This window comes from Hyphomicrobium sp. CS1BSMeth3 (assembly GCF_900117415.1).
Classification (GTDB): domain Bacteria; phylum Pseudomonadota; class Alphaproteobacteria; order Rhizobiales; family Hyphomicrobiaceae.
In genome coordinates, this window is the sequence record NZ_FPEI01000005.1 from 116,400 (window position 1) to 139,420 (window position 23,021).

Consider the following 23,021-nt stretch of genomic DNA (forward strand, 5'->3'; position numbering starts at 1 on the left):
GCGGTGGCGGTCGTCGGACCGGCCCTTTCTCCTCCGAAGATTGGCGTTGAGAGATTGGTGCCTGTGCGAACTGCGCTCCCCCGTTGCACAAGCAGCCACAGTTTTGATTTGGTTGCGCTGGCAGCGAGCTACCTGTGCATAACGTATGGTCGGGTATCTCAAGGTCAGAAGAATTAATGCATCACTCGTGATCAGGAAGTTTACATGCTTCAGACGCGCACCGTTCCGCTCGATGTTTCAGAACCGATTGAGCCACTATGAGCCTAGGCGATCTGGATGAACTGATTCAAACTTGCCGCGACGAGGAAGCACGCAGCTTCATTTCAGAAGCAGTAGCTTGCTACCGAGCAGGTGCGTTTCGATCATGTATTGTGTCAACATGGATTGCTGTTGTTTATGATCTTCTCGCCAAAATTCGCGAGCTGTCGCTGGGAGGCGACGCGCAAGCACAAGCCATTACGGCAGAGCTCGCCAATCTGCAGCCGCGGATCGAACTGAACGACATGGCCGCGATAAGAAGAATACTCGAAATAGAGCGCGATATCGTTGATACTGCAAATGCAGGCTTTGCCTTCTTCCACGGGCAGCAAATGGTTGACTTGATGCGGCTGCGAGACGACCGAAACAGGTGCGCGCATCCCACTTACCAAGGAACGGACCAACCCTATTCACCAACGGCGGAACTCGCGCGGTCGCATCTCGTACATGCTGTACGACATGTTCTTTCAGTCCCTCCTGTGCAAGGACGCGCAGCCACCGCTCATATTGTTCGTCTTGTCGAATCGAATTTGTTTCCCATCGATCCTGAGCAAGCAAAAGTACAGCTACGCGCTGGTGGGCTAGAGCGCCCAAAGGAAAGTTTGGTCCGGGCGGTCATGGACAACCTCGTATTCGGAATGTTTGAAGGGACACCGCAAATTAAGGCGCGGCCCCAGACTGCTGTCGCCATTCGGGCGGTTCACGAGCTATTCCCAGGCCTAGCAGAGCCACGTCTGCGCAGAGCCTTAAACGTGATTGGACGTAGGTCTCCCGACCCAGAATTGGAAATATACTTTCTTCTACAGACATTCCTCGTCGGAACGTGGAACTCCCTAGAGCAAGATAATCAAAATCGGCTCACTGAGTTCTTGCGGCAAGCGGGGCCGGTTGTGGCCCTTCGCGTTCTTCCGGCTTGCTTGGAGATACCTGCGCTTGCAGTGGAAACGGCGGCGAAGGTCCAGGCATTGGACCATGCTGCACTTGGCGAGCTGCTCAAGTACAGTAAGCACGTCGTGCCTATCGCTCGCGCTGTGGATGTCTACTGTTCTGCGCGAAGCTGGGACCAAGCCAACACGTTCTACCAGCACGTGATTGAACCCATTCTTCATGTGCTCCAGCCAGCCCAGCTTCGACGTATCCTTGTCGCAGCGAGGGACGAGGGCGCTGACCTGCTTGGTGCACACAGTTTCAGCAGTTTTGCACGCTATGTTTATCAAGCTGAAAGGTTGCCGCGTGCAGAAGTAGTTGCAACACTTCGCGGCATCGGAGGCGAACACCTGGCGGCGTGGATAGCGCAAGGTTGACCGGGATCGCATTGCCTGCAGGATTGAAACCGATGGAGATTGCCAAGTTCGAGGCTGCGCAAGGTGCCGGATAACCACGACGGCAGCCTGATGGCACCGGCAAGTTATCTACCGGCGGCGATGCAAAAGCCTTTCCCACCTTTCGATGACTTTTCGCTTGGCTTCCTACGGAGCACAACGAAGAGCGGATTTGTTCGGCAGGCTGTATTGGGTTTGGGGTAAGCACGTCGGTTCTCTGTTTCATGGGATGAAGCAACTTTGTGCGGCGCGCCGCCCGAAGAAGTGCGTTCGGTTGCCAACGCGTCGTGGACTGACATCTCCTTCGTCACCGTCCTTACTAGCAAATGCCCTAGGCCCTCCCTGGCAGGCCCCTTCCACGAGCGTGCGTCCAAGTCATGCGGGTGGGGCCGACGATCCCCACGACGGCTTGGCCGCGGAAGGGCTCGAGCGCCGGCTGCCAAGGTGCCAAAGTGAAGGTGTCCTCGCGGCGGATGACCGCGATCTTGCCGGTCGGTGTCGTGATGGCGTGATCGTAGGTGCCGGTGATCCGGGCGCCGGACTGGGCCGGCACGAAAGCGGCATTGATACGCTTTGAGACATCGGCAGCGAGCTGCTGCGTCTCGGCCTGACGCAGCGCCTTGATCATGTCGGCGCGCGGCACCTGCTTGCCGTCCTGCGATTGCTCGATGAGCTGCCGGCTGACGAGCCAGTCGGTGCGCGCCTTGAGGGCTTTGTCCGCCTCGGCCGTGAATCCCGCCGTCCGGGTCTCGGGCTGCCACCTGGTCACGATCGCCTGGTCCAGCCAGGTCGGTCCCTCGTAGGTTGTCTGCCGTTCGAGGTCGGTCGCCGACAGCAAGTGCAAGCGTGGCACCGATGACGGCTTCTCGTTGAGGCCGCCACCGGCAAGGGCGACGATGTTGCCCCGCGCCGGCACGGCGTCCGCCTTGAGGCGGCCGAGATCGGCGTAGTGGACGCGCCCGTCGACGGCATCGATGATCACCCAGGTGCGATCGGTGATCTCGTCGACCATGCCGACGCCGACGACCTTGCCGACGAGCGGCGCCCTGCGCGGTCCGCGCTCGAACAGCGCCATGGCGGCCGCGCCGCGCTCGATGCCGGCCTCTTTCAAGGTGCGCTGCATCATCTTGAACTTGTCGGCGCGATCGCCGAGCTGGCGAAGCTTGGCTTCCGCGTTGGCATCGAGAGACCACACGCCCGCTTGCCGTTCTGATGCGAGGCCTAACCGCTGCAATGTTCTGAGCCGGCCGATCCGCAACGTCCGCTGCGTCGGATCGTTTTCCTCGGTGGCGGTGATGACGAGGATGTTGTCTTTCGCGCGCGTCATGAGCTGACGGTCGAGACGTGTCAGCCGCTCCTGGCCGACTTCGTCGAAGAGCTTCTGGATGCGCTCGAGCTGTGTCTCGGGACCGAGCTCCAATGTCACCAAGGCTCGGGCACGGGCACGCACGCCATGGCCGATGTAGTCCCGTGCCATGACGAGGTCGCGGCCCTGGTCGTCGCTGCCGCGGATGACGACGTGGGTGTGAGGATGGCCGGTGTTGAAATGATCGACGGCCACCCAGTCGAGCTTGGTATCCAGATCCCGTTCCATCTGCGCGAGGAGATCGCGGATGAACGGCTTTAGGTCCGACAGCCGCGCGCTGTCCTCTGCCGAGACGATGAAGCGGAACTGATGCGGATCGTTCTCCGAGCGCTCAAGGAAGGCGCGGCCATCGACATCATCGTGCTGCGCATCGTACAGCCGCCCCGCCTCTCCCTCGCGGGTGACGCCGTCGCGCTGGATGTATTTGAGGTGCGCGCGCGCCGCGCCGAGATCGCCGGCAGCGATGCGCGTGTAGCGCGCTTTGACGATGACGCGGCGACTGCCTGGGGCGATGAGACCGGCAGCGGCGCGCACACCGGCACCCATCCCCCGTTTCGGCATGTCCGATGTGATGTGGCCGCGCTGCCGCACGGCGCGTGCGCCGGCACGACCGGTCTCCCTGAGCATCCGCGTTTTGGTGCGCAGTTGCGCGTTGCTCGCGGTGTCGCGAATGCGTCCGAGCTTTGGTTTGAAGTCGTCTTGAACCATGGCAATCCCCCAACGGTGCGTTGTGCCGGGGGAGATGTTGCGAGGCCCGATTTCGTCAAGACGGAGTCGTCGGAAGTGCCCGGTCTACAAGGCGTATTTCGTGCGCTGACTCTACGGCCGTGAAACCGGAGTCGCGTGAAGCCCAGTAACGACGGCGCATCCGAACGCTCACGACTCCATCTTTTTATCTAGATGTCCTCCCCAGCCATCTCACACCGCACAAACTCTCCGAAATCACGCCTGCAGAACGCACGCGAGATCACGATCCGCTAGGTCATCGCGGCGAGTCGAGGCCGCACCGGAAAGGGAAAAAGAGCAGCCGCAAATGCAGCGAGCACGACGGCAATGAGGGCGAGAAAGACAGGCTTCAGTCTGTTGCTCGCGCTCATCAGTGGCTGTCGCACATGCGCATGTCCGGGTGGGCGGGTGGGCCTCTTCGCGGAACGCGAAGGAGCCCTCGCGCCGGTGTCGGCGCGAGGGCTTTGAGCCGCAGGCTCAATCCTGCGGGTTCCAGATGAGAGCGAAGACGTTGGGATCGGACCGGCCGGCGGCACGGCCGAGGTTGGCGTAGAGCTTGCCGAGCTCAGGCGCCGAGATCGAGAGCGAGATGTACTCGACGCCGGAGGTCTTACCGATCCGCAGCCAACCGGCGCCGATCTCGGTTCCGTTAGCGAGGACGCGGAAGTCCGGATGGTGCTCGGAGGGCTTGTCAGCGACCGGGACGATGCTGATTTGCGCCCGCCGCGAGAGGGTCCGGAGCTCGCCGTCGTAGCGGCCGTCCTCGCGCTTGGTGACGTATCCGATCGTAGCCATGGTGTCGTTCCTCACGTTGTCCCGGCGGAGACCTATTCCCTGCCGGCGACGTGCAGATCGTGGCAGGCTGGAGCTGGTGGCACCCGACGGAGAGGAGCTCTGCTCCGCGGAGGAGGGCCGGAACGAAGTGGAGGACCCGCGCGGCACGCGCGGGTTGCCGCCGAGGCGACGCCTGCCACATCGTCGCACAAAGCTATGCGGGGATAGGACTCTCCCCGCGGCCAGAGGAGCGGAGGCGTGGCGTCTGGGACGGCACAGGGCAGGACACGAGCGAAGTGGGTGACGGGGCAACGAGCTCCCGCCGGGCCAATCGCGCGGACGCCGGAGGTGACACGCGATCGCCGACGCTCCGGCGCGCAACGAGCGAAGGCGCTGAGACGTCGCCGGCGCGGTGAGGACGGAGCCGCAGGTGCGACGCTCGTCGTGGAGGGCGAGAGCGTGCCACGTCGACCGCGGGAGGATCGTGACGCGAATGCGCCGAGACGCCGTCTTTACGGCGGCTCGGTCGAACGAGCTCGCAGAGCCGTGAGATAGAGCCGTACTGAACGAGATCGTAAGATCGAGAGAAGGGCCGCCCAGACTCACCTGCTGCCGAGGCAACGAGACTTGGGCATGGTTATGCTGCACTACGGTGGTTCGCAGCAGCGTCGACGACGTCGTCTGCCGATGTCCTGAAGCGTGCGCATGGGACTGACTCCAATCGCCGATCACGAACAGCAACCCAAAGCGTCGGATGTTGCAGTCCCACTTCCAGGCGCGCCACAGCGACGGGCATTTATCTTGAGCTAGAGAAGAAATTTAGTGCGAATGCGACACCAATACGACACTACGGGGAAAGATTGGGATATGGTAAAAGATGCACCTAAGCGTTCGGGCGAAAAGCTGTGCGGGTACGCTCGATGGTTTGGATCGAAGAGTGCAAGGATGGCCAGCTAAGAGGCTTCGCCGTCAATGGTCTTGATGAGCTGGCGCATGGCAGCGACAGGCTCGAGACCGAGCGCGCGCACGACATCGACGAACTCGATCGCGCTCAGACGACGCTCCCCTCCTTCGTATTTGGCGACGAAGGATTGGGGCTTATCGAGACGCATAGCGACATCAGCCTGGGTCAGGCCGCGCTGTTCCCGAAGGTCACGCAGCAGCTTGCGGAGCTTGATTTGGCGCGGCGAGCGCAGCGTGTCGCGCATTGCGGGAAGCCGGGATCAACTTTGACGGCTTCACCGCTTAATCCTGTTTCCGGATTATCCCATTCTGGGATATTTTTGTAGTTGGCTGGGTTGGCTGTGCGGAGTAGAGCGCGATGACCGGAGTAGAAGGAATGCCTTTCTTCGAGCGTGACGAAGGCGATATGAACTCCTTGCCGGCGGAATGCTACGTCGCCGGTTTCCGGCTGCCGGGAGATGATGTTCCCGCGGCCAGAATGACGTTGCCGGCCGAACTCGTCGACCGGGCCGTGCTCACGGGGGCACAGCTGTCCGTGTGGCTGACCCCGCGCACCGGCCGGCTGATCCTCGACGGCGAGGGCGTTGACGACGACACGCTGGAAGCCGCGCTTGCTGCTGGTCCCATGCGTGACCAGACACTTCTGAAGTTGATCGACCGATGTCTCGATCCGGATCATCCTTCGATGGAAGATGATCCGGTCGGCGACCTGATATCACTACGGGCGCAGCTCGCCCAGGCGCTAGCCAAAGTCGACGATGCCTTGGCGCGTCTGCAGCGCGGCTAGCGAGTCCATATGGGGATGGCCGTCCCTATGACGTTCCCACGTTCGACCGGCCCGAAATAGCGGCTGTCGAAGCTGCCCGGCACGGTCGAAAGCACGAAAACCTCGGCTGCTGTCAAATGGTGGCATCCGTGCCAACGTGGCAGAAGACGTTGTCGCGTATCCCTCCTGTGGGCCAGTGCGCGTAGCCGGCCGCTGATCCTGATGATCTGGCCATGCCGGCAGACGGTGTTGCCGGAACCGGCGACGACCGGCTTGATCAGCCAACCACTTGCTGGCAAATAGCCGCGCGCGCGCGCTAACAACTTCGTCGCATTAGGCAGCCGGACGACTGCCAGTTGGCCCCTTGCCGCTATCCCGTTTGTCAGCGCGTAGAGGCCAATTGGAATGCTGGAGCTGCCATTCCAAAGCAGGCTGGGTACGTATGCCTTCGGCCATGTCAGCATCAGGAGTCCGAAGACCATTGTCGCCAGTAGAGTCCGGCGGCGTCTTCGCGCTTTTCCTTCGTGCCGCCCGCTGCTCGGACCACCGTAGCAAGTCACCGAGGCGATAGACAACGCGGCCTCCATGATATCGGCACTCAGGTCCGGTCTTCTTTGATCGGTGATTGTCCAGCGTGCCTTTGGCCATGCGCAGAAATCTGGCAGCTTCCTCAACGGTCAGGAATATCTCGTCGGGATTGTCGGACATCGGTTTGCTCCTCAGCTTCTTGGGATTGCAGTGTCCTGCATTTTGATCTGTGTGGGGAGCGACTGTTTCGCTCCCCTTCAAACAGTCGGGAGTCATTTGAGGAACGTTCGCCATCCGCCTGAAATGAACTGCTGGGCGCGTAGCCAGTTGCGACGCATTCGTGCGGGCAGGATTCCGGTCGACCAATCTCTCTCGACGATTTCAATGCCGTGCAGGAAGATTGCAGCGTCGTAGTACCGTCGGCCGGCCGTTCTGAAGTCGTGCACGGCAATGGCGTCGCGCAAATTGACTTTGCGTGTGGTCCAGGCGGCCAGCGAGGCGATTGAGACATCGTTGGACAGAATGCGTTCCAGAACGCAGAGATGGGAGCCTATCAGTCCGATCGTGTCGATGCTGTGCGCCTTGAAGGCCAATCGCACTGGCCCCTTCTCAACGTCAGCACCTTCAATCTCGAGTTGAAGCACGGCGCCATTGCCTCGTAGCAGGAGATGTTGGTGTCCCGCCGGGTCAACGAGAATGTGCTCGAGCGCCGGCAGGGCGGGGACAAATATCCCCCCATCGTCTGCCCGATTTGAGGCTGTGGCGATTGCAGAGAGGACGCCCTGAGTCGCCAGAGGCGAGTAGATCGGATGCGCGTTCTGCGCCGTCAGTGACGGATCAACGAAAGGATCGGAGCGCCCACACTTCAGCATGAGGCGATGCCTCGTGCATCCGTGTGAAAAGCGCTCCGCTCTCCAATCGAGTGGTATCTTGAATGACTTTCAAGTGTGCGCGGGCCTCGTCCTGATAGACAGGGTCGCGGCGAAGGCCTTCCCAGGCCCAATCACGCCGTGTCAGCGTGCGCATATAGTCATAGGCTGCCAGAGTCGGCGGCCAGGGCGGGCCGACGTAATGCCGTACGCGATACATTGGCATTTTCTCCTGTGAGCGCTCTTCGATGATCTAAGAGTGGCTTCCTTTCTTCTCATGTCGTAAGGGCCATCGGCGTCCTCACTTCCAAGCTCGGTTGTCGGCGATCGTCGCACGCACATCTGGAGAGACACACGGAAATAGTGAACGCGACAGCGCCGCCGGCGACATTGGCGGGCGGCGAGGAAATTGGTCTGGCGCGGCGCACGAGCGCAATCGACTATTGATCGAGTACGGCATTGTCTGATGAGCGGATGATATGGGCGCACAGGTCAATGGTAAAGCTAACCGACGAGGTTCCTCCTGCTGGCCGGATGGCATTTCTGGCGGTTGGAATGCGCCATAACCTAGTCGCGTCAAGTGGCGATCGATATCGAGACGCTGGCGTTCGGCGTGGCATTGACTGCAAGCTTTTGCAGGCGGTGTCGCAAGTCCGATCGTCTCCATATCGACCACCAAGCAACATCCAAAGCTATGTACGAGCCAGGTATTGAAGTCACGCAGTTTGCCGCGACCGCCGCCACGTCTGCTTGAGGCGAGAAATACAGACGCCTTGACGGCCGACATGCGGGTGGAAACGCTCACTCGGCAGCAACGTTCGATAGCGCTGTTGGTCCCGAGTCGCACGCTGCGAGGTTTGCTGAACGCATACCGATGTAGTCCCGGGTGAGTGGTACGGCATTCTGGTGCTTGGCCAGTTGGATTTGAAACACCACAAGCCCGCAATGACGAAAGCCCGCCTCACAGGCGGAGAGATAGAACTCCCACAACCGACAAAAGCGCTCATCATAGATTTGCGCCGCATCAGCCCATCGCGCGAGAAAGCGATCCCGCCACGCCCTGAGTGTCTCCGCATAGTGCAGACGCAGAATTTCAATGTCCGTAACGATCAGACCTGAGCGCTCGATAGCCGGGCTCATTTCGGACAGGGCGGGAACGTAACCGCCGGGAAATATATACTTGGCAATCCAAGCATTGCTGCTGCCGGGTCCATCCGAGCGACCGATAGTGTGCAGCAGCATGACACCGTCGTCCGTCAGAAGGTCTCGAGCTCTTTCAAAAAAGCTGTTGTAGTAGGCGGCACCGACGTGCTCGAACATGCCAACGGAAACGATCCGGTCATAGTGTTCGCTCACTGAGCGATAGTCTTGCAGCCGGAATTCCACGCGCGATGCCAGTTGCTCGCTTTGGCTCCGCTGACAGGCGAGTTCTAGCTGCTCTTCCGACAAGGTAATGCCCGTTACGTTGGCACCACACTGCTGGGCGAGATACAGTGCGAGCCCGCCCCAGCCGCTGCCGATATCGAGAACACGGTGGCTCGGTTCGATCAGGAGTTTCGCCGCAATATGCCGTTTCTTGGCAAGCTGTGCTTCTTCGAGGTCTTGACCTGCCCGCTCAAAGTAGGCGCACGAATACTGCCAGTCCGCATCGAGAAACAAGGCATAGAGGCGACTGTCGAGATCGTAGTGGTGCGCGACATTCCGTTTTGCCCTACGCGCATTGTTGCGGCGATATAGGCGGTCCCGAATGCTCCTCAATCTCTCGCGGATCTGTGCCAAGCGAGACGGGAAGGCTGTCCTGATATTGCGTGCGACGAGTTCCAGAAGGTCGTAGATGCTGCCGCTCACCATGACGATCCGGCCATCGGTGTAGAGATCTCCGAGCGCGAGCGTTGGATCGAGTACAAGCTGCCACTCGGCGGCTCGGTCGGTCAACCGCACGGCAACCGCTTGGCCCGTGCCATCGCCTACCGAGAACTTTGCTCCGGAGGATCGTTCCACCTCGAGGCGACCCTGCCGGACAACGCGCGTAAGAAACAACCGGAGAAGAGAGGCCACGTCATTCTCCGAAAATTGTGCGGAACGTCCGTTCTGTCCCCGCGTCTCGAAGCCTGCGAGCCGCCTCCCAGAAACTCGAGACTTGCGCGATGAGCTGACGCTCCAACGCAATCAATGGCACATCCTCTGCGAGGGCATGGCGGTTCTTGGAGACGGTATCAGCCAAAACCGCGAAGACGCCCATCCATGGAAAGAAGCGCTCTGACCACAAATAGCGGCTGGTGCGCATCGGATGCAGCCATTGCATTGACGCGGATAGCCACGGATTGGCCACCGCGCGCACCCAAGGGCTCACGGCGGCTCTATAGAGTTGCTCGTTCGTCTCCGACATAAGTCGGACGCGCTCGAACGCCTTGGTTGGATAAGTGAAGCGCACATCCTCGATTTGACGCGGATCGAAGCGCACCGAGTACTGGTTGCGCTCGCAATTGGGATCGCCCGTCGGATTGTCCACGATCATCTCGTAGAGACCAGGATCGAGCGCTTCGATCGCTTCGAGGTTCTCCAGGATGGCGCGGTGCTCAAACCGTGCAACGCTGGCAGATACGAATATACCAAGGTGCCCGACGTGCGGATTTGTCAGGTAGACGATCCTCTGTCCTGCCTGCTTGAGAGCGTCTGTGGTTTCGTAGACTGCTGGAAGCCATCCCAACGCCTGATGGGGTGGCGTGATGTTGTCACCATAGGACGCGAAGATGATGAGCGGGTTGCGAATGCGCTTCAGATCGGCAACGCAGTGGTCGTCAATCCGAACCTGCCCTTGCTCGAGCTTATTGCCGATGAAGAGATCCTCGACAATGGAGACGATCTCTTCACCACTCAGCCGATAGAAACCGTTCCACCATCTCTCGAACTCGAGAAAACGATCGTGCTCGGTATCAATTTTGGTGAAGAGGTTTGCATATTTGTCCCAGATGGCATTGCCAGGTTTGAGATTTTCAAAGTTCTGCACCAACCAGGCCCCATCGAACCGGTCAAGATTGAGATCCGACAGAAAGTGATTGAGCCACACGCCGCCAACAAAACCGCCCATCAGTCGCAGCGGATTGATGCCGGGCTCGCCCTCCCAGTATGACAAAGGGGAGCCGTTGAGCACCACAGGCCCCATCGGAGTATCGCAGTGGGCCGAGACGAGCGTTGCAGCCCAGCCAGCTTGGCAGTTTCCATACAGGATGGGCTTGGCGCCGTTGTGCCGCGCCGCGACATGGGCGACGAATTGCTCAAGTGCAGCGAGAACATCGCTCAGTGTCTGGTGTGGACATGGTTCGGGAAAGAAAATGACGAAGTAGACGGGATGTCCAACGTGGAGTGCGATGCCAACCTCTGAATCTCGCTTGAAGCCGCCGATGCCAGGGCCGTGGCCGGCGCGCGGATCCAGTACAATAACCGGTGGTTTCTCAGGATCTACGCAATCGTCCCAGCACGCATCGCCAACCTCGGTAATTCTCAGCAGTGCATAGTTTGCGGGCCGTTGAAACTCTCGAGCATCAAGGAGTGTCTCGTATTTGAAATTGAGCAGCGGCGGGAGCCCGGCCTGCTCATGCTCGAGCATGGCGTTAGCGCGCTTGCGCAGGGTGTCGAAGAACAGGATTGACCGCTCCAGAACGTCGCGCTGATAGGCCAGCCCCCCCAATGGTGTGGGCCAGGGGATCGGCCTTTGTTCGGTCTCTGAACTCTTTGGCGGGTTGACACCCTGATTGGTCAATTTGGGCGATGACGGCGCAGATACTGTTTTGGATCTGGCGTCGACTAACGGTTTTGATCGCGCTGCATCCCGTGCGCTCGCTGTCCTCTCTCTCATCCGTGTCTCCTGTCGGCACAAGCGGCTTCGCAGCGGGCTGGCCGCTCGGGTGACAATTGTGACAGCGCCATCCCAGCCAATCAGAGTTTCAGCAGCTGCACGAGCACATTAGGCGGTGCGAGCGAGAGAAAGTTTGATCTGGATTAAAGAAAGCAGAGCGTCGAACGCCCATAGAAGTAAATGATGAAGCCGCCTCGTTTTGCGAGGGGAGAGTTCACGGCACGATGACAAATTCCGGCAAACAGAATCCCGGCCCTGAGCCATCAAAGGACGAATCGAAGACTGACGCTGCGAAGCCCGACGACGCTGCCGTACAGCGTGCGCTGGTCGAGGCCCGCGAGGAGATTCTGGCGTTTCTTCTTCAGCGTCTTCGGAGCCCCGACGAGGCCGAAGAGGTTCTTCAGCGCTTTTGTCTCCGTGCACTCGAGCGTGCGTCTCAGTTGCGGGACGTTCGGACGGTGCGCGGTTGGCTAGGCCGTGTCCTCGCCACCACGCTTGTCGATCACCAGCGCAGCGCCATCCGCAAACGTCGTCGTGAGATCCAGATCGACGATGGGGATCTTGTGAATGTGCCGGCCGATGTCGACCCTGAGCTTGACGCTGCAGTCTGCAATTGTCTCTACCGGTTGCTGCCGACGCTCAAGCCTGAATACGCCGACGTTGTCTGGCGGGCCGACATCCTGGGCGAGCCGCGCGATCGGCTCGCCGCGAGCTTGGGAACTTCGCTCAACAACGTCACGGTCCGCCTTCATCGAGGTCGACAGGCTTTGCGGAAGCGGTTGGAGGAGATGTGCCGTACATGCCCTACCCACGGGTTCCTTGATTGCCGTTGCGAGGATGCAGAACAACTTAACCCGGTGCGCAAAAGGGCCTCAGGTTAGAGACCGTGGCCCGCGATCGAGACATACGCCTTCCCAGCCGACGCCCTGGCCAGGCGATGAGGATCTCCCATGAGCACACCAAACGTAGTCCTGTGCAGCCCTGTCAGAACCGCCATCGGCACATATGGAGGTTCGCTGAAGGACATTCCGACTCCGACCCTCGGTAGCGTTGTCATCAAGGAAACTGTAGCGCGCGCGAAAATTGATGGAAGCGCCATAGACTCGGTTGTCCTCGGGCAGGTCGTTCAGGCCGGCACCAAGATGAATCCAGCTAGGCAGGCGGCGGTAGAAGCCGGCGTCCCAGTGACGGTGCCTGCGCTTACCATCAACCGAGTGTGCGGTTCCGGTGCCCAAGCAATCGCGAGTGCAGCGCAGGAGATACTGTCGGGCCAAGCGGACAGTGTCATCGCCGGCGGCATGGAGAATATGGATCAGTCACCCTATCTGGCGACGAGAGGCCGGTGGGGCTACCGGATGGGTGACGCAGCTCTCTATGACAGTATGCTGCGGGACGGTCTCAACGATGCATTCACCGATCAGCATTCCGGCTGGGTCACTGAGGATCTTGTCAGTAAGTTCCAGATCACGCGGGAAGACCAGGATCGTTGGGCGCAGCGAACGCAGCATCGCTTTGGTGTTGCTCAAACTGCAGGCAGGTTCGATGCAGAGATCGCTCCGATAGAGATCAGTGCGAGAAAAGGTTCCGTAACGTTCAGTCGGGATGAACACAACCGTCCTGACGTTACTCTCGAGAGCCTCTCTGCGCTCAAGCCTGCTTTTCGAAAAGACGGCACGATCACCGCGGGAAACGCTCCCGGGCTCAACAGCGGAGCCTCGGCAATGATCGTTGCCAGCGAGCGCTGGGCTGACAGAAGCGGTGTGCAGCCAGCGGCGCGGCTTGTCTCCATCGGCGTCGGTGCCGTTGAACCCGGATTGTTCGGGCTCGGTCCGATTCCCGCCGTGCGCCAGGCTCTAGCGCGGGCAGGTTGGAAGGTTTCTGATGTCGAACGCGCAGAGATCAATGAGGCATTTGCTGCCATCGCGATCGTTCTCTCTCAGCAGCTTGGCCTGCCGGAGGACATCGTCAACGTCGAAGGCGGTGCGATCGCGCACGGCCATCCGATTGGGGCGACAGGGGCGGTGCTGGCGACCCGTTTGATACATTCGATGCGACGCGACGGGCTTCGCCGAGGGGTGGTGACTCTGTGCATCGGTGGTGGCCAAGGGATCGCCCTTACGATCGAAATTCCTCACTAGTTTCCGGCGCCCTGGCCGTCGGGGCTTCCTCGACGGCTTGTGAGAACCAGCGCCTCGCGGAAGTAGGCCGAACCACAGGAGCTAGGCATGCCAAAAATGAAGGCAGCCATTTTCGTCGAGCCCGGACGTATCGTTCTGGACGAGAAGCCGATCCCAGATCCCGGCCCTCTCGACGCCGTGATACGTATCACGACGACCACGATCTGTGGCACGGACGTTCATATCTTGAAGGGTGAGTATCCGGTAGCGAAGGGCCTGACCATCGGTCATGAGCCCGTCGGCATCATCGAGAAACTGGGCTCGCAGGTACGAGGCTTTGAGGAGGGCCAGCGAGTCATTGCGGGCGCTATCACGCCGTCGGGTACGTCAAATGCCTGCTTGTGCGGCGTCCACTCGCAGGACGGAGCCGAGACAAGACACGGCTGGAAGGCAATGGGGGGCTGGAAGTTCGGCAACACCATCGATGGCGCGCAAGCAGAGTATCTGCTGGTTCCGGACGCGACAGCCAATCTAGCGCCGGTTCCGGACGACCTTTCCGACGAGCAGGTGCTGATGTGCCCGGACATCCTGTCGACGGGGTTCTCGGGCGCAGAACGCGGCAATATCCGCATCGGCGATACCGTAGCCGTCTTCGCGCAAGGGCCGATCGGACTTTGTGCGACGGCAGGCGCGAAGCTCATGGGCGCTACGACAATCATCGCCGTGGAGAGCATACCCGCGCGCATCGATATGGCCCGGCGTATGGGCGCTGATCACGTCGTCGACTTCAAGAAGACGAACGTGGTTTCGGAAGTCATGCGGCTGACGGACGGGCGCGGTGTGGACGTCGCCGTCGAGGCTCTTGGCCGGCAAGAGACATTCGAGTGGGGGCTGCGGGTGTTGCGACCGGGCGGGACCCTCTCCTCTCTCGGTGTTTACTCGGCAGATCTGAGGATCCCACTCGACGCGTTCGCGGCAGGGCTTGGCGACCATACAATCGTCACCACCCTCTGCCCTGGCGGCAAGGAGCGTATGCGCCGCCTGATGCGCGTCGTCGCATCGAACAAAGTCGACACGCGCCCACTCGTCACGCATCGCTTCAAGCTCGAGCACATTGTGGAAGCTTACGACCTCTTTGCGCATCAGCGTGATGGCGTCCTCAAGGTCGCGATCACACCTTGACCACGGCCGTGACTAAGACCGTCGTCGCCGACGAGCGTCACGCGGCACCCTACAACGCATCAGGTCGTAAACGATCGAGCCCATTGATCTCACTCAAGGACCAAGTCTGCGGAACGCTTCAGACTTTGGGCGTCCATGACCGGAGGAGTACCTCATGACCGCTGCACGACAAGTTGAACCGAGCAGCGCCTCGGGGGCCTCATTCAAAGACAATTGGGCCATCAAGTATTGGGGCCTTCTCCTTGGTGTGGCTGCGCTGATTGCAATCATGCTGTTGCCGACGCCGGAGGGACTGCCCGTCGCGGGACACCGCATGCTGGCGATCCTGGCATTTGCCGTCATCGTCTGGATGACCGAGTCTCTCGACTATGCCGTCTCAGCCGTCGTGATCGCCGCCTTGATGGCATTTCTGCTGGGACTGGCACCTGACGTCGCAAACCCCAAGGTCCTGCTTGGCACCAGCCGAGGGCTCGGGATCGCCTTCAGCGGCTTCGCCAATACAGCGCTCGCCCTTGTCGCCGCCGCCCTTTTCCTTGCCGCCGCCATGACCGCTACCGGTCTCGACAAGCGCATTGCCCTGGTCATCCTCTCACGGGTCGGTACGCAGACCCGCCAAGTGGTGCTCGGCGCGATCCTAGTCGGCTTCGTCATGGCATTCCTGGTGCCGTCCACCACCGCGCGCGTCGCCTGCCTTGTCCCGATCATGCTGGGCATCATCGCGGCATTTGGAGTCGACAAGAAAGGCGCCTTCGCCGGGATGCTGATGATTACGACGGTGCAGACCGCGAGCATCTGGAACGTGGGCATCAAGACCGCGGCGGCGCAGAACATGGTGGCAGTCGGCTTCATAGAGCGAACGCTGAATTATACGATCACATGGCTCGAATGGTTCATTGCCGCCGCACCGTTCGCCATTCTCATGACCATCGCCCTCTATTTCGTCATGACCTGGATGATGCCACCGGAGGTCGATGAGGTGCCCGGTGGCCGCGAGTCGATTCGCAGCTCGCTCGCCGATCTCGGTCCGATGAAGACGTCCGAAAAGAAGCTGCTCGCCATATCATTGACCCTTCTGGCGTTCTGGTCGACCGAAGGCGTGCTGCACCGCTTTGATACCTCCACGACGACGATTGCGGCTGTGGCGCTGATGTTCCTCCCCGGCATCGGCATCATGACCTGGAAGGAGGCGCAGCCGAGGATCCCGTGGGGAACGATCGTGCTGTTCGGCATCGGCATCAGTCTCGGGACCGCGCTTCTGCAGACGAAGGCCGCGACGTGGCTGGCGGATATCGCCGTGATCCAATTCGGCCTCGCTAACGCAACCGCGCTTTTCATCCTCGGCGCGATGAGTCTGTTTCTCGTCGTCATTCATCTTGGTTTTGCCAGCGCGACCGCGCTTGCGTCGGCCATGATCCCGATCATCATTGCCGTTCTGCAAGGCGTGGCGACGCCCGGCATCAACATTGTCGGCATGACCATGCTGCTGCAGTTCGTCGTCAGCTTCGGCTTCATCCTGGTGGTGAACGCGCCGCAGAACATGGTCGCGTATGGGACTGAAACCTTCGAGGCGAAGGATTTCGTGCGCACCGGTCTGGTGCTTACGGTCATCGCCTTGGCTCTGGTGATGCTCCTCGGCGCCACCTACTGGCACTGGCTCGGGTATGCGTGAGCACCATTTCGCGAGGAGACTGCGATGAAGCGCACCGATCTCTCCACGCCGGACCACTTTCACAAGGTGGTGGACTGCCAATGGGCCTGCCCCGCGCACACGCCCGTCCCGCAGTACATTCGGCTGATCGCAGAGGGCCGATACGCCGACGCCTACATGGTCAACTGGAGAGCCAACGTCTTTCCAGGCATCCTCGGGCGCACCTGTGATCGGCCCTGCGAGCCGGCGTGCCGCCGGGGGCGCGTCGAGAAGGAGCCGGTGGCGATCTGCCGCCTCAAGCGCGCGGCTGCGGACTACAAGGGCAATATCCGGGCGCTCCTGCCTGAGCCTGCCAGCCGCACGAATGGCAAACGGATAGCACTTGTCGGGGCCGGTCCGGCTTCGCTGACGGTTGCGCGGGACCTCGCCCCGCTCGGCTATCGCTGCGTTATCCTCGATCAGGATCCCAAAGCCGGCGGGATGATGCGCACGCGCATTCCGCGGTTCCGCGTGCCGGAGGGCGTGATCGACGAGGAGACCGGCTATGTCCTCGATCTCGGTGTGGAACTGCGCAGCGGCACGCGGGTGAACAGCCTCAAGGCGCTGCTCGACGAAGGCTGGGACTCAGTTTTCATCGGTGCTGGGGCGCCACGCGGGCTGGATCTCGAGCTTCCCGGACGCGCTGAAGCAAGCGCCCATGTCCATGTCGGCGTGGAATGGCTGGCAAACATCTGGTTCCAGCACATCCGCCAGGTCGGCAAGCGCGTCGTCGTGATTGGCGGCGGGAACACGGCAATGGATTGTGGTCGCTCGGCGCGCCGCCTCGGTGGCGAGCACGTGAGCGTGATCGTGCGCGAAGACGATGAAGACATGACGGCCGCAAGCTGGGAGAAGGAAGCGCTGCTCCGTGAAGGCGTCACCATCTCCAACAATCTGGCGCCTAAAGCTTTCACCCATGAGAACGGGCGCCTGACCGGCGTGCTCTTCGAGCCGGTGAAAGCCATCAACGAGGACGGGCGCTGGATCGTATCGCCGACAGGCGGTCCCACGCAGCACGTCCCTTGCGACGACGTCGTGGTCGCGATCGGCCAGGAGCCGGCGTTCTCTTGGATCGAGCGCGACCTCGGCATCGCGTTCGATGCGCGGGACATGCCCAAGGTCGACCCCAACACCCTCCAGTCGACGCGCCCCGGCGTCTTCTTCGGCGGCGACGCGGCATTTGGGCCGAAGAACATCATCACGGCGGTCGCGCAGGGTCACGAAGCCGCCATTTCCATGGATCACTTCCTGAGCGGCGGGAATATCGAGGAACGACTGGCACCAACCACCACGTTGGTCACCCAGTACGTGCCGACGGTGCTTCGTCCCTTGCCGGAGGTCTCGGTTGATGCACGGCATCCCGTGCCGCTGCGTCCCGAGGCGGCAGCGCTTGCCGACATTCATGCCGAGGTCGAGCTCGGCTTCGATATCGACGAGGCGCTCGCGGAAGCCGGACGCTGTCTCCACTGCGATATCGAGACGGTCTTCATCCCGCCGCTGTGCGTGGAATGCAAGGCCTGCGAGACCATCTGCCCGACGGACTGCATTACTTTCACCAAGGACGGCGAAGAGGCCGAGCTGCGCGGTCGGCTCAAGAGGCCGGCGACAAATCTCGGCCAGGACCTCTACGTCGCGAACGGTCTCGTCAGCGGCCGCATCATGGTGAAGGACGAGGATGTCTGCCTGCACTGCGGCCTGTGTGCCGAGCACTGTCCCACCGGGGCATGGCAGATGCGGGCCTTTGGCCTGCAGATGACACATGCCGGCGAAGCTTATCCGGCAACGACTTCGGGAGGCGCGGCACATGGCTAGATCCTCGCTCTCGGTGGTGTTCTCGGGTAGAGGCGGCGCCGGCGCCATGAGCGCTGGCGAGCTGCTTCTCCGTGCGGCCGCCGACCTCGGCTACTACGGGCTGATGAGCCGGTTGTTCGGAGCGCAGGTGCGCGGCGGCGAAGCGGCGGCGCTGGTGCAGATCTCCACCGAGCCCGTCACCTGCCAGCCCGACCGCTTCGATCTGTTCGTGGCGCTCGACTGGGAGAAGGTGGATCAGTTCGCATCCGAGATTCCTTTGGATGAGAACACGGTCATCATTGCAGATCCGCAGTCCGGACCGACGCCGCAGAGCATCGCCAGATCCAAGGCGAAGACCATTCCTTTCAGCATGAGCAATGCTGATGCCACGCCGCTGGAGCGTGCGCTGCAAAGCAAGTACACGAATGTCTTCGCCGCCGGTGCTGTGGCGGCGCTTACCGGCCTGCCCGCGGACGCGCTGCAATCGGCGCTTTCGGCGGTGCTCGGCGGAAAAAGCGCCACGGTGACGCGTGCGAACGCCGACACACTTGCCGCAGGTATCGCGGCTGCCGACACGCTCGACCTCGACCTGAGGCTAGCTCCACCGCATACAGCGCCGCGCTGGCTGCTGACCGGCAACCAGGCCATCGCCATCGGTGCGTTGCGTGGCGGTGTGCGCTTTGTCGGCTGTTACCCGATCACGCCGGCGACGGACCTCGTCGAATGGCTGTCGCCGGAACTCCAGAATCTCGGTGGTCGGCTGGTGCTCGCGGAGGACGAGCTTGCCTCCATAAATATGGTGCTCGGCGCCTCCTATGGCGGCGCGCCGGCGATGACGGTGACGTCCGGCCCCGGCCTTTCTCTGATGGTCGAGAGCATCGGCCTCGGCATCGCCGCCGAGATCCCAGCGGTCATTGTCAACGTGATGCGCGGTGGCCCGTCGACGGGCATTCCCTCAAAGACCGAGCAGAGCGATATCAACATCGCGATCTATGGCGGCCACGGAGACGCGCCGCGTCTCGTGCTGGCACCGACCTCGGTGCGCGACTGCATGTTCACCGGCGAATGGGCGGTCTATCTGGCCGAGTCATTGCAGACACCCGTCATCGTTCTGTCGGACCAGACGCTCGGACAGGCTTTTACGGTCATCGATCCCAAGCCTGATCGTCCCACGCCGCTAGCGCGACGGACGACGGTGCCGGACGGCCCGTTCAAGCGCTACGCGATCGCATCCGATCCCGTGACGCCGATGCCTCGACCGGGAACGCCGCGCGGCCAGTGGGTGGGAGAGGGTCTCACGCATAACGAGATCGGTATTCCCGTGGGCGGCGCGGCCGCGCACGTTGCACAGCTCGACAAGCGTGCGAGGAAATTTGCGCAGTTCGATCCCGGCCCACTGTGGGGCGACGTGTGGGGCGAAGGTGACACGGTGATCTTGACCTTCGGCTCGGGCATCGGTCCCGCGCAGGAGGCTTCACGCAGGCTCGCCGCGGTCGGACAGCAGGTCCGCATCATCAGCCTGCGCGTGCTTTCGCCGCTGCCCGTCGAGGCGCTTGCGCGTGCTCTTGAAGGCGCCCGCCGGATCGTGGTGATGGAGCAGAATCACGGTGCGCAGCTCTACCGTCACCTCCTCGCGCACAAGGCCATTCCGCCGAGTGCTGAATCGTTCGCCCGGCCCGGTCCACTCCCCTTCCGGCCGGCCGAGATCGTGGCACATCTTGGGTGATGGAGAGTAGAGACATGAGCAACGCAGCCATCATCGACGCCGCAAGTGCAGAAGCGCTCGATCCCTCCGACTTTCACTCGGGTGCAACGCCGATTTGGTGCCCCGGCTGCGGCGACTATGGCGTGCTCTCGGCGCTGGAGCATGCCCTGGCGATCAACGGCCGCCCGCCACACGAAGTCGTCCTTGTCTCGGGGATCGGCTGCTCCTCGCGCCTGCCTGCCTACACGTCCTGCTACGGATTTCATGGCGTGCACGGTCGGGCACTGCCGTTCGCGGCCGGCGTCAAGCTTGCGCGGCCCGATCTCGAGGTCATTGCGGTCGGAGGCGACGGCGACGGCTATTCGATCGGCGGCAATCACTTCATCCATGCCTGCCGACGCAATCTGGACATGCTGTATCTCGTCATGGACAACCGCGTCTACGGCATGACCAAGGGCCAGCCCTCGCCGACGACGGAAGCCGACTGGGACAGCGACATCGCGCCAGGTGGGCTGGGCCTGCGCCCGTTCGACCCACTGGCACTGGCGATCGCGGGCGGCGCCAACTTCGTTGCGCGCGGCTTCTCTGGACGACCGCAAGAGCTGAAGGATCTGATCGTCGAGGGGCTCCGCTGGCCCGGCTTCGCCTTCATCGATGTCCTCAGCCCATGCATGGCCTTCCGATCGGAGGAGTTCGGCTGGAAGGAGAGCGTGCACCCGGTTGCCCGCACGATCGAGGATGATCGCGCCGCGGCGCATGCGGCCGTGCTCGCAGAGGACGGCTACAGTCTCGGTGTGCTCTTCAAGGATCACCGGCCGTCGCTTCCTGCTCGATACGTAGCCCAGTCATCGCTTTCGGAAATCGAGCAGCAGTTCGCAGTGTGCCGATGAACCCGCACTGTGTGGTCGTCGAAGGCAGGGGGAATTCCGCCCCGCCACCGACGCTCGCATATGTCTGCACCTTGCGTAGATCACCTGGAGAGCCAGCAGACTGATCGAAGTGGCGATGCGCCAAGCTTCCGGATATCGCGACTATTCTGACAAAGATGTCCATACGCTGCGCTTCATCCGGAAGGCCTGCGATCTCGGTTTCTGCGTCGAACAGATGAACGTGCTTCTAGCGCTATGGCGCGATCGCCGCAGCAGTGCTGAGGTTAAGGCGATTGCTCTCCAGCACGGCCGCGATCTTCAGGGCAAGGTGCGGATGATCGAAGAGATGATCGCGACCCTCAGCGATCTCGCTCAACATTGTTACGGTGACGACCGGCCGGATTGCCCCATCATCGCCGAGCCGGCAGACGCGTATGCGAAGCCTGCGCCATCCAACGCTCCGGTTCGTCGAGCGTAACTGCCATCGACGCACAAGCGCGCATTAGGCTCGCTTGTGCAACGTCAGACCAGAATCAGATCTTCTGGGATCCGCGGTAGCGTGCGAATACGTGGTGGCTATCGGGTGCGAAGAGAACGACGTCATAGGTCTCAGGTGGTGTTCCAGGCATCTCCATACCGGGCGAGCCGGTCGGCATGCCTGCAACAGCCAAGCCGATCGCTTTCGGACGCTCGATCAGCAACCGCTTGATCGCGTCCGCTGGCACATGCCCTTCGATGACGTATCCGCCGATCTGGGCCGTATGGCAGCTGGCGAGGATCTTTGGCACGCCCAAGCTGGTCTTGAGAGGCGCAAGCTTGGCGGTTCTGACCACCTCGACCGGGAAGCCGGCTGCCTTCACATGGGCGATCCAGACGCCGCAGCAGCCGCAACTGGGGTCGTGAGTCACAACCATTTTTGGCAGGGTCTCTGCCGACTGCGACGGCCACGACAGCGTGATCGCAACGCCTGCTTGTGCCGCGCCAATCATCAACGCGCGACGTGTCGTGAACAGTTTGGTTGTCATCATGACTTTCCTTCAGCGCAGTTCGACGTGATTCCAGCGCCGACTCCTTCGACGAATGGCACATACAAATGCGCCTTGTCGGTCGGGATCCCACGAATGAGGCGATTGGCAGCGCTGGAACAAGGTTGCCGGACAAGTCCAAGACAAGACCCGTCCGGCTTTCTCCCACTCATCGTGTTGCCGTTCTATTCGGTGATCTGCCTCACTAGGCCTGGATAACGGTTGAAGGCCAGCTTCTGAACCAGCGAACCATCGACAGTTACAATCTCTGCCGTGATGCTTCCGTCGGCCGCAGTGGCGATTTCACCGATCTTGAGACGCCGATTGCCATGCTGGGTCAGCCTCTGATCCAGGAATGTGCGAACACGCTCCGGTGTCATCTCTTTCTGGGCGCCGCGCGGCACGCCATAGAGCACGGCTGCTCCATCCGTCATGCCCTGCATGCCCGCGGCTGCCCGATCGCCCATCATCGGGCATGTCATCATGCCGCTCTCCATCGGCATCCCACCTTGCCCCATCATGCCGGGCATCCCGCCCCGGCCCGGCATCATGCGCTGCATCATCTCGGGGGGCATGGTTCCCATCATCCCTGGCATCTTTTCCTTCGCGCCCGCGGGTGGCGCTTTGTCGGATGTCGCCGATTGCGGTGCGGATTGCGCCTCACCAGGATGGTGGGCGTCATGATCTTGAGTAGCGGTCTGAGCAACGGCTGAGATTGCGATCCCGATCGACAATAGTCCCGCGAGCAGGACGACAGGCAATGAACGCGCTTTCATAGTTCTCACTCCTTGGTTGACGTGGAAACATCTCGGTAAGGTGTGGGCATTGCGCACCCTCTGCGAGCAATGAGCCGCTTCGAGGAGAGAAGGACCGGCAGCATTGGATCCGTCACCTGAGTCGGCCGTTGCCGGCTCCCCGTCTTTTCCTCGCTGTTTTGGAGTAGTTTGTTGTTCAAGGTCTCCTCCGTCGAATTGGGCTCTGTCGCCGCTCGGACACCAGAGCCCAGGCGACGATGAGCGGGCAAGCGGCCAGCAGGAGGAAGACGACGGCGCTCCACAGCGTGAGCCCAAAGAGCCAGAGGATGGCTGCTCCGGCGATCAACCCGATGATCGGGCAAAGCCAGAGCAGGCGGCCACCGAGCCAACTCCGATTCTTGTGATCATCCGGAGTGTTTCGGGTGTGAGTATGATCCGTCGACATGATTGCATCCTCTC

19 protein-coding genes are annotated in these 23,021 nt (G+C 61.4%); 10 read left to right on the top strand and 9 right to left on the bottom strand.

Annotated features, from left to right (window positions below; genetic code table 11):
- Positions 1-257: 257 nt before the first annotated feature.
- Entirely contained in the window at positions 258-1,562 is a 1,305-nt protein-coding gene (locus tag CS1BSM3_RS27925) for a hypothetical protein (RefSeq protein ID WP_143149137.1), read from the top strand.
- A gap of 349 nt (positions 1,563-1,911) precedes the next feature.
- On the opposite strand, the gene CS1BSM3_RS09765 is transcribed toward CS1BSM3_RS27925, so the two are convergent.
- The 3 genes from CS1BSM3_RS09765 to CS1BSM3_RS09775 all read right to left on the bottom strand — a co-directional run bounded on the left by CS1BSM3_RS09765 (position 1,912) and on the right by CS1BSM3_RS09775 (position 5,654).
- Positions 1,912-3,654 (bottom strand): DUF3363 domain-containing protein, encoded by a 1,743-nt coding sequence (locus CS1BSM3_RS09765; protein ID WP_072386869.1) that lies wholly within the window; start codon positions 3,652-3,654, stop codon positions 1,912-1,914.
- A gap of 495 nt (positions 3,655-4,149) precedes the next feature.
- Complete coding sequence (locus tag CS1BSM3_RS09770) at positions 4,150-4,467, bottom strand: DUF736 domain-containing protein (RefSeq protein WP_072386870.1); 318 nt, start codon at positions 4,465-4,467, stop codon at positions 4,150-4,152.
- Positions 4,468-5,399: 932 nt separating this feature from the next.
- Positions 5,400-5,654 carry a helix-turn-helix domain-containing protein gene (locus CS1BSM3_RS09775; protein ID WP_072386871.1) on the bottom strand — a complete coding sequence of 85 codons (255 nt, stop codon included), beginning with the start codon at positions 5,652-5,654 and terminating at the stop codon, positions 5,400-5,402.
- Between the two features lie 131 nt (positions 5,655-5,785).
- Here CS1BSM3_RS09775 and CS1BSM3_RS09780 point away from each other — a divergent pair, with 131 nt between their 5' ends.
- Positions 5,786-6,196, top strand: coding sequence for a hypothetical protein (locus CS1BSM3_RS09780; protein ID WP_072386872.1), 411 nt, complete (start codon positions 5,786-5,788; stop codon positions 6,194-6,196).
- Between the two features lie 312 nt (positions 6,197-6,508).
- On the opposite strand, the gene CS1BSM3_RS28575 is transcribed toward CS1BSM3_RS09780, so the two are convergent.
- The 4 genes from CS1BSM3_RS28575 to CS1BSM3_RS09805 form a co-directional block, all read right to left on the bottom strand.
- Complete coding sequence (locus tag CS1BSM3_RS28575) at positions 6,509-6,883, bottom strand: helix-turn-helix transcriptional regulator (protein ID WP_072386874.1); 375 nt, start codon at positions 6,881-6,883, stop codon at positions 6,509-6,511.
- A 92-nt stretch (positions 6,884-6,975) separates the two neighbouring features.
- Positions 6,976-7,575, bottom strand: coding sequence for a DUF2285 domain-containing protein (locus tag CS1BSM3_RS09795; protein ID WP_072386875.1), 600 nt, complete (start codon positions 7,573-7,575; stop codon positions 6,976-6,978).
- Between the two features lie 798 nt (positions 7,576-8,373).
- Positions 8,374-9,630 (bottom strand): SAM-dependent methyltransferase, encoded by a 1,257-nt coding sequence (locus tag CS1BSM3_RS09800; RefSeq protein ID WP_072386876.1) that lies wholly within the window; start codon positions 9,628-9,630, stop codon positions 8,374-8,376.
- Position 9,631: 1 nt separating this feature from the next.
- The gene (locus tag CS1BSM3_RS09805; RefSeq protein ID WP_083528484.1) at positions 9,632-11,431 is read right to left on the bottom strand and encodes a DUF3141 domain-containing protein; all 1,800 of its coding nucleotides are present in this window, start codon (positions 11,429-11,431) and stop codon (positions 9,632-9,634) included.
- Between the two features lie 224 nt (positions 11,432-11,655).
- Here CS1BSM3_RS09805 and CS1BSM3_RS09810 point away from each other — a divergent pair, with 224 nt between their 5' ends.
- The 8 genes from CS1BSM3_RS09810 (at position 11,656) to CS1BSM3_RS09845 (ending at position 21,260) form a co-directional block, all read left to right on the top strand.
- Complete coding sequence (locus tag CS1BSM3_RS09810; protein ID WP_072386877.1) at positions 11,656-12,312, top strand: RNA polymerase sigma factor; 657 nt, start codon at positions 11,656-11,658, stop codon at positions 12,310-12,312.
- Between the two features lie 69 nt (positions 12,313-12,381).
- Positions 12,382-13,569, top strand: coding sequence for a thiolase family protein (locus CS1BSM3_RS09815; protein WP_072386878.1), 1,188 nt, complete (start codon positions 12,382-12,384; stop codon positions 13,567-13,569).
- An 87-nt stretch (positions 13,570-13,656) separates the two neighbouring features.
- Positions 13,657-14,730: an NAD(P)-dependent alcohol dehydrogenase gene (locus CS1BSM3_RS09820; RefSeq protein WP_072386879.1), complete on the top strand. Its 1,074-nt coding sequence runs from the start codon at positions 13,657-13,659 to the stop codon at positions 14,728-14,730.
- Positions 14,731-14,884: 154 nt separating this feature from the next.
- Complete coding sequence (locus tag CS1BSM3_RS09825) at positions 14,885-16,399, top strand: DASS family sodium-coupled anion symporter (protein WP_072386880.1); 1,515 nt, start codon at positions 14,885-14,887, stop codon at positions 16,397-16,399.
- Between the two features lie 24 nt (positions 16,400-16,423).
- Positions 16,424-18,229 (top strand): FAD-dependent oxidoreductase, encoded by a 1,806-nt coding sequence (locus CS1BSM3_RS09830; protein WP_072386881.1) that lies wholly within the window; start codon positions 16,424-16,426, stop codon positions 18,227-18,229.
- Positions 18,222-19,934, top strand: a complete 1,713-nt coding sequence (locus CS1BSM3_RS09835) for a 2-oxoacid:acceptor oxidoreductase subunit alpha (RefSeq protein ID WP_072386882.1) — start codon at positions 18,222-18,224, stop codon at positions 19,932-19,934. The genes CS1BSM3_RS09830 and CS1BSM3_RS09835 overlap by 8 nt, the downstream gene beginning before the upstream one ends.
- 14 nt (positions 19,935-19,948) lie before the next feature.
- Positions 19,949-20,803 carry a thiamine pyrophosphate-dependent enzyme gene (locus tag CS1BSM3_RS09840; RefSeq protein ID WP_072386883.1) on the top strand — a complete coding sequence of 285 codons (855 nt, stop codon included), beginning with the start codon at positions 19,949-19,951 and terminating at the stop codon, positions 20,801-20,803.
- Positions 20,804-20,918: 115 nt separating this feature from the next.
- Positions 20,919-21,260 carry a MerR family DNA-binding protein gene (locus tag CS1BSM3_RS09845; protein ID WP_083528485.1) on the top strand — a complete coding sequence of 114 codons (342 nt, stop codon included), beginning with the start codon at positions 20,919-20,921 and terminating at the stop codon, positions 21,258-21,260.
- A gap of 55 nt (positions 21,261-21,315) precedes the next feature.
- On the opposite strand, the gene CS1BSM3_RS09850 is transcribed toward CS1BSM3_RS09845, so the two are convergent.
- Together CS1BSM3_RS09850 and CS1BSM3_RS09855 are read right to left on the bottom strand one after the other, a co-directional pair.
- Positions 21,316-21,807: a DUF411 domain-containing protein gene (locus CS1BSM3_RS09850; protein WP_072386885.1), complete on the bottom strand. Its 492-nt coding sequence runs from the start codon at positions 21,805-21,807 to the stop codon at positions 21,316-21,318.
- Between the two features lie 185 nt (positions 21,808-21,992).
- Positions 21,993-22,583: a hypothetical protein gene (locus tag CS1BSM3_RS09855; protein ID WP_143149138.1), complete on the bottom strand. Its 591-nt coding sequence runs from the start codon at positions 22,581-22,583 to the stop codon at positions 21,993-21,995.
- Between the last annotated feature and the right edge of the window lie 438 nt (positions 22,584-23,021).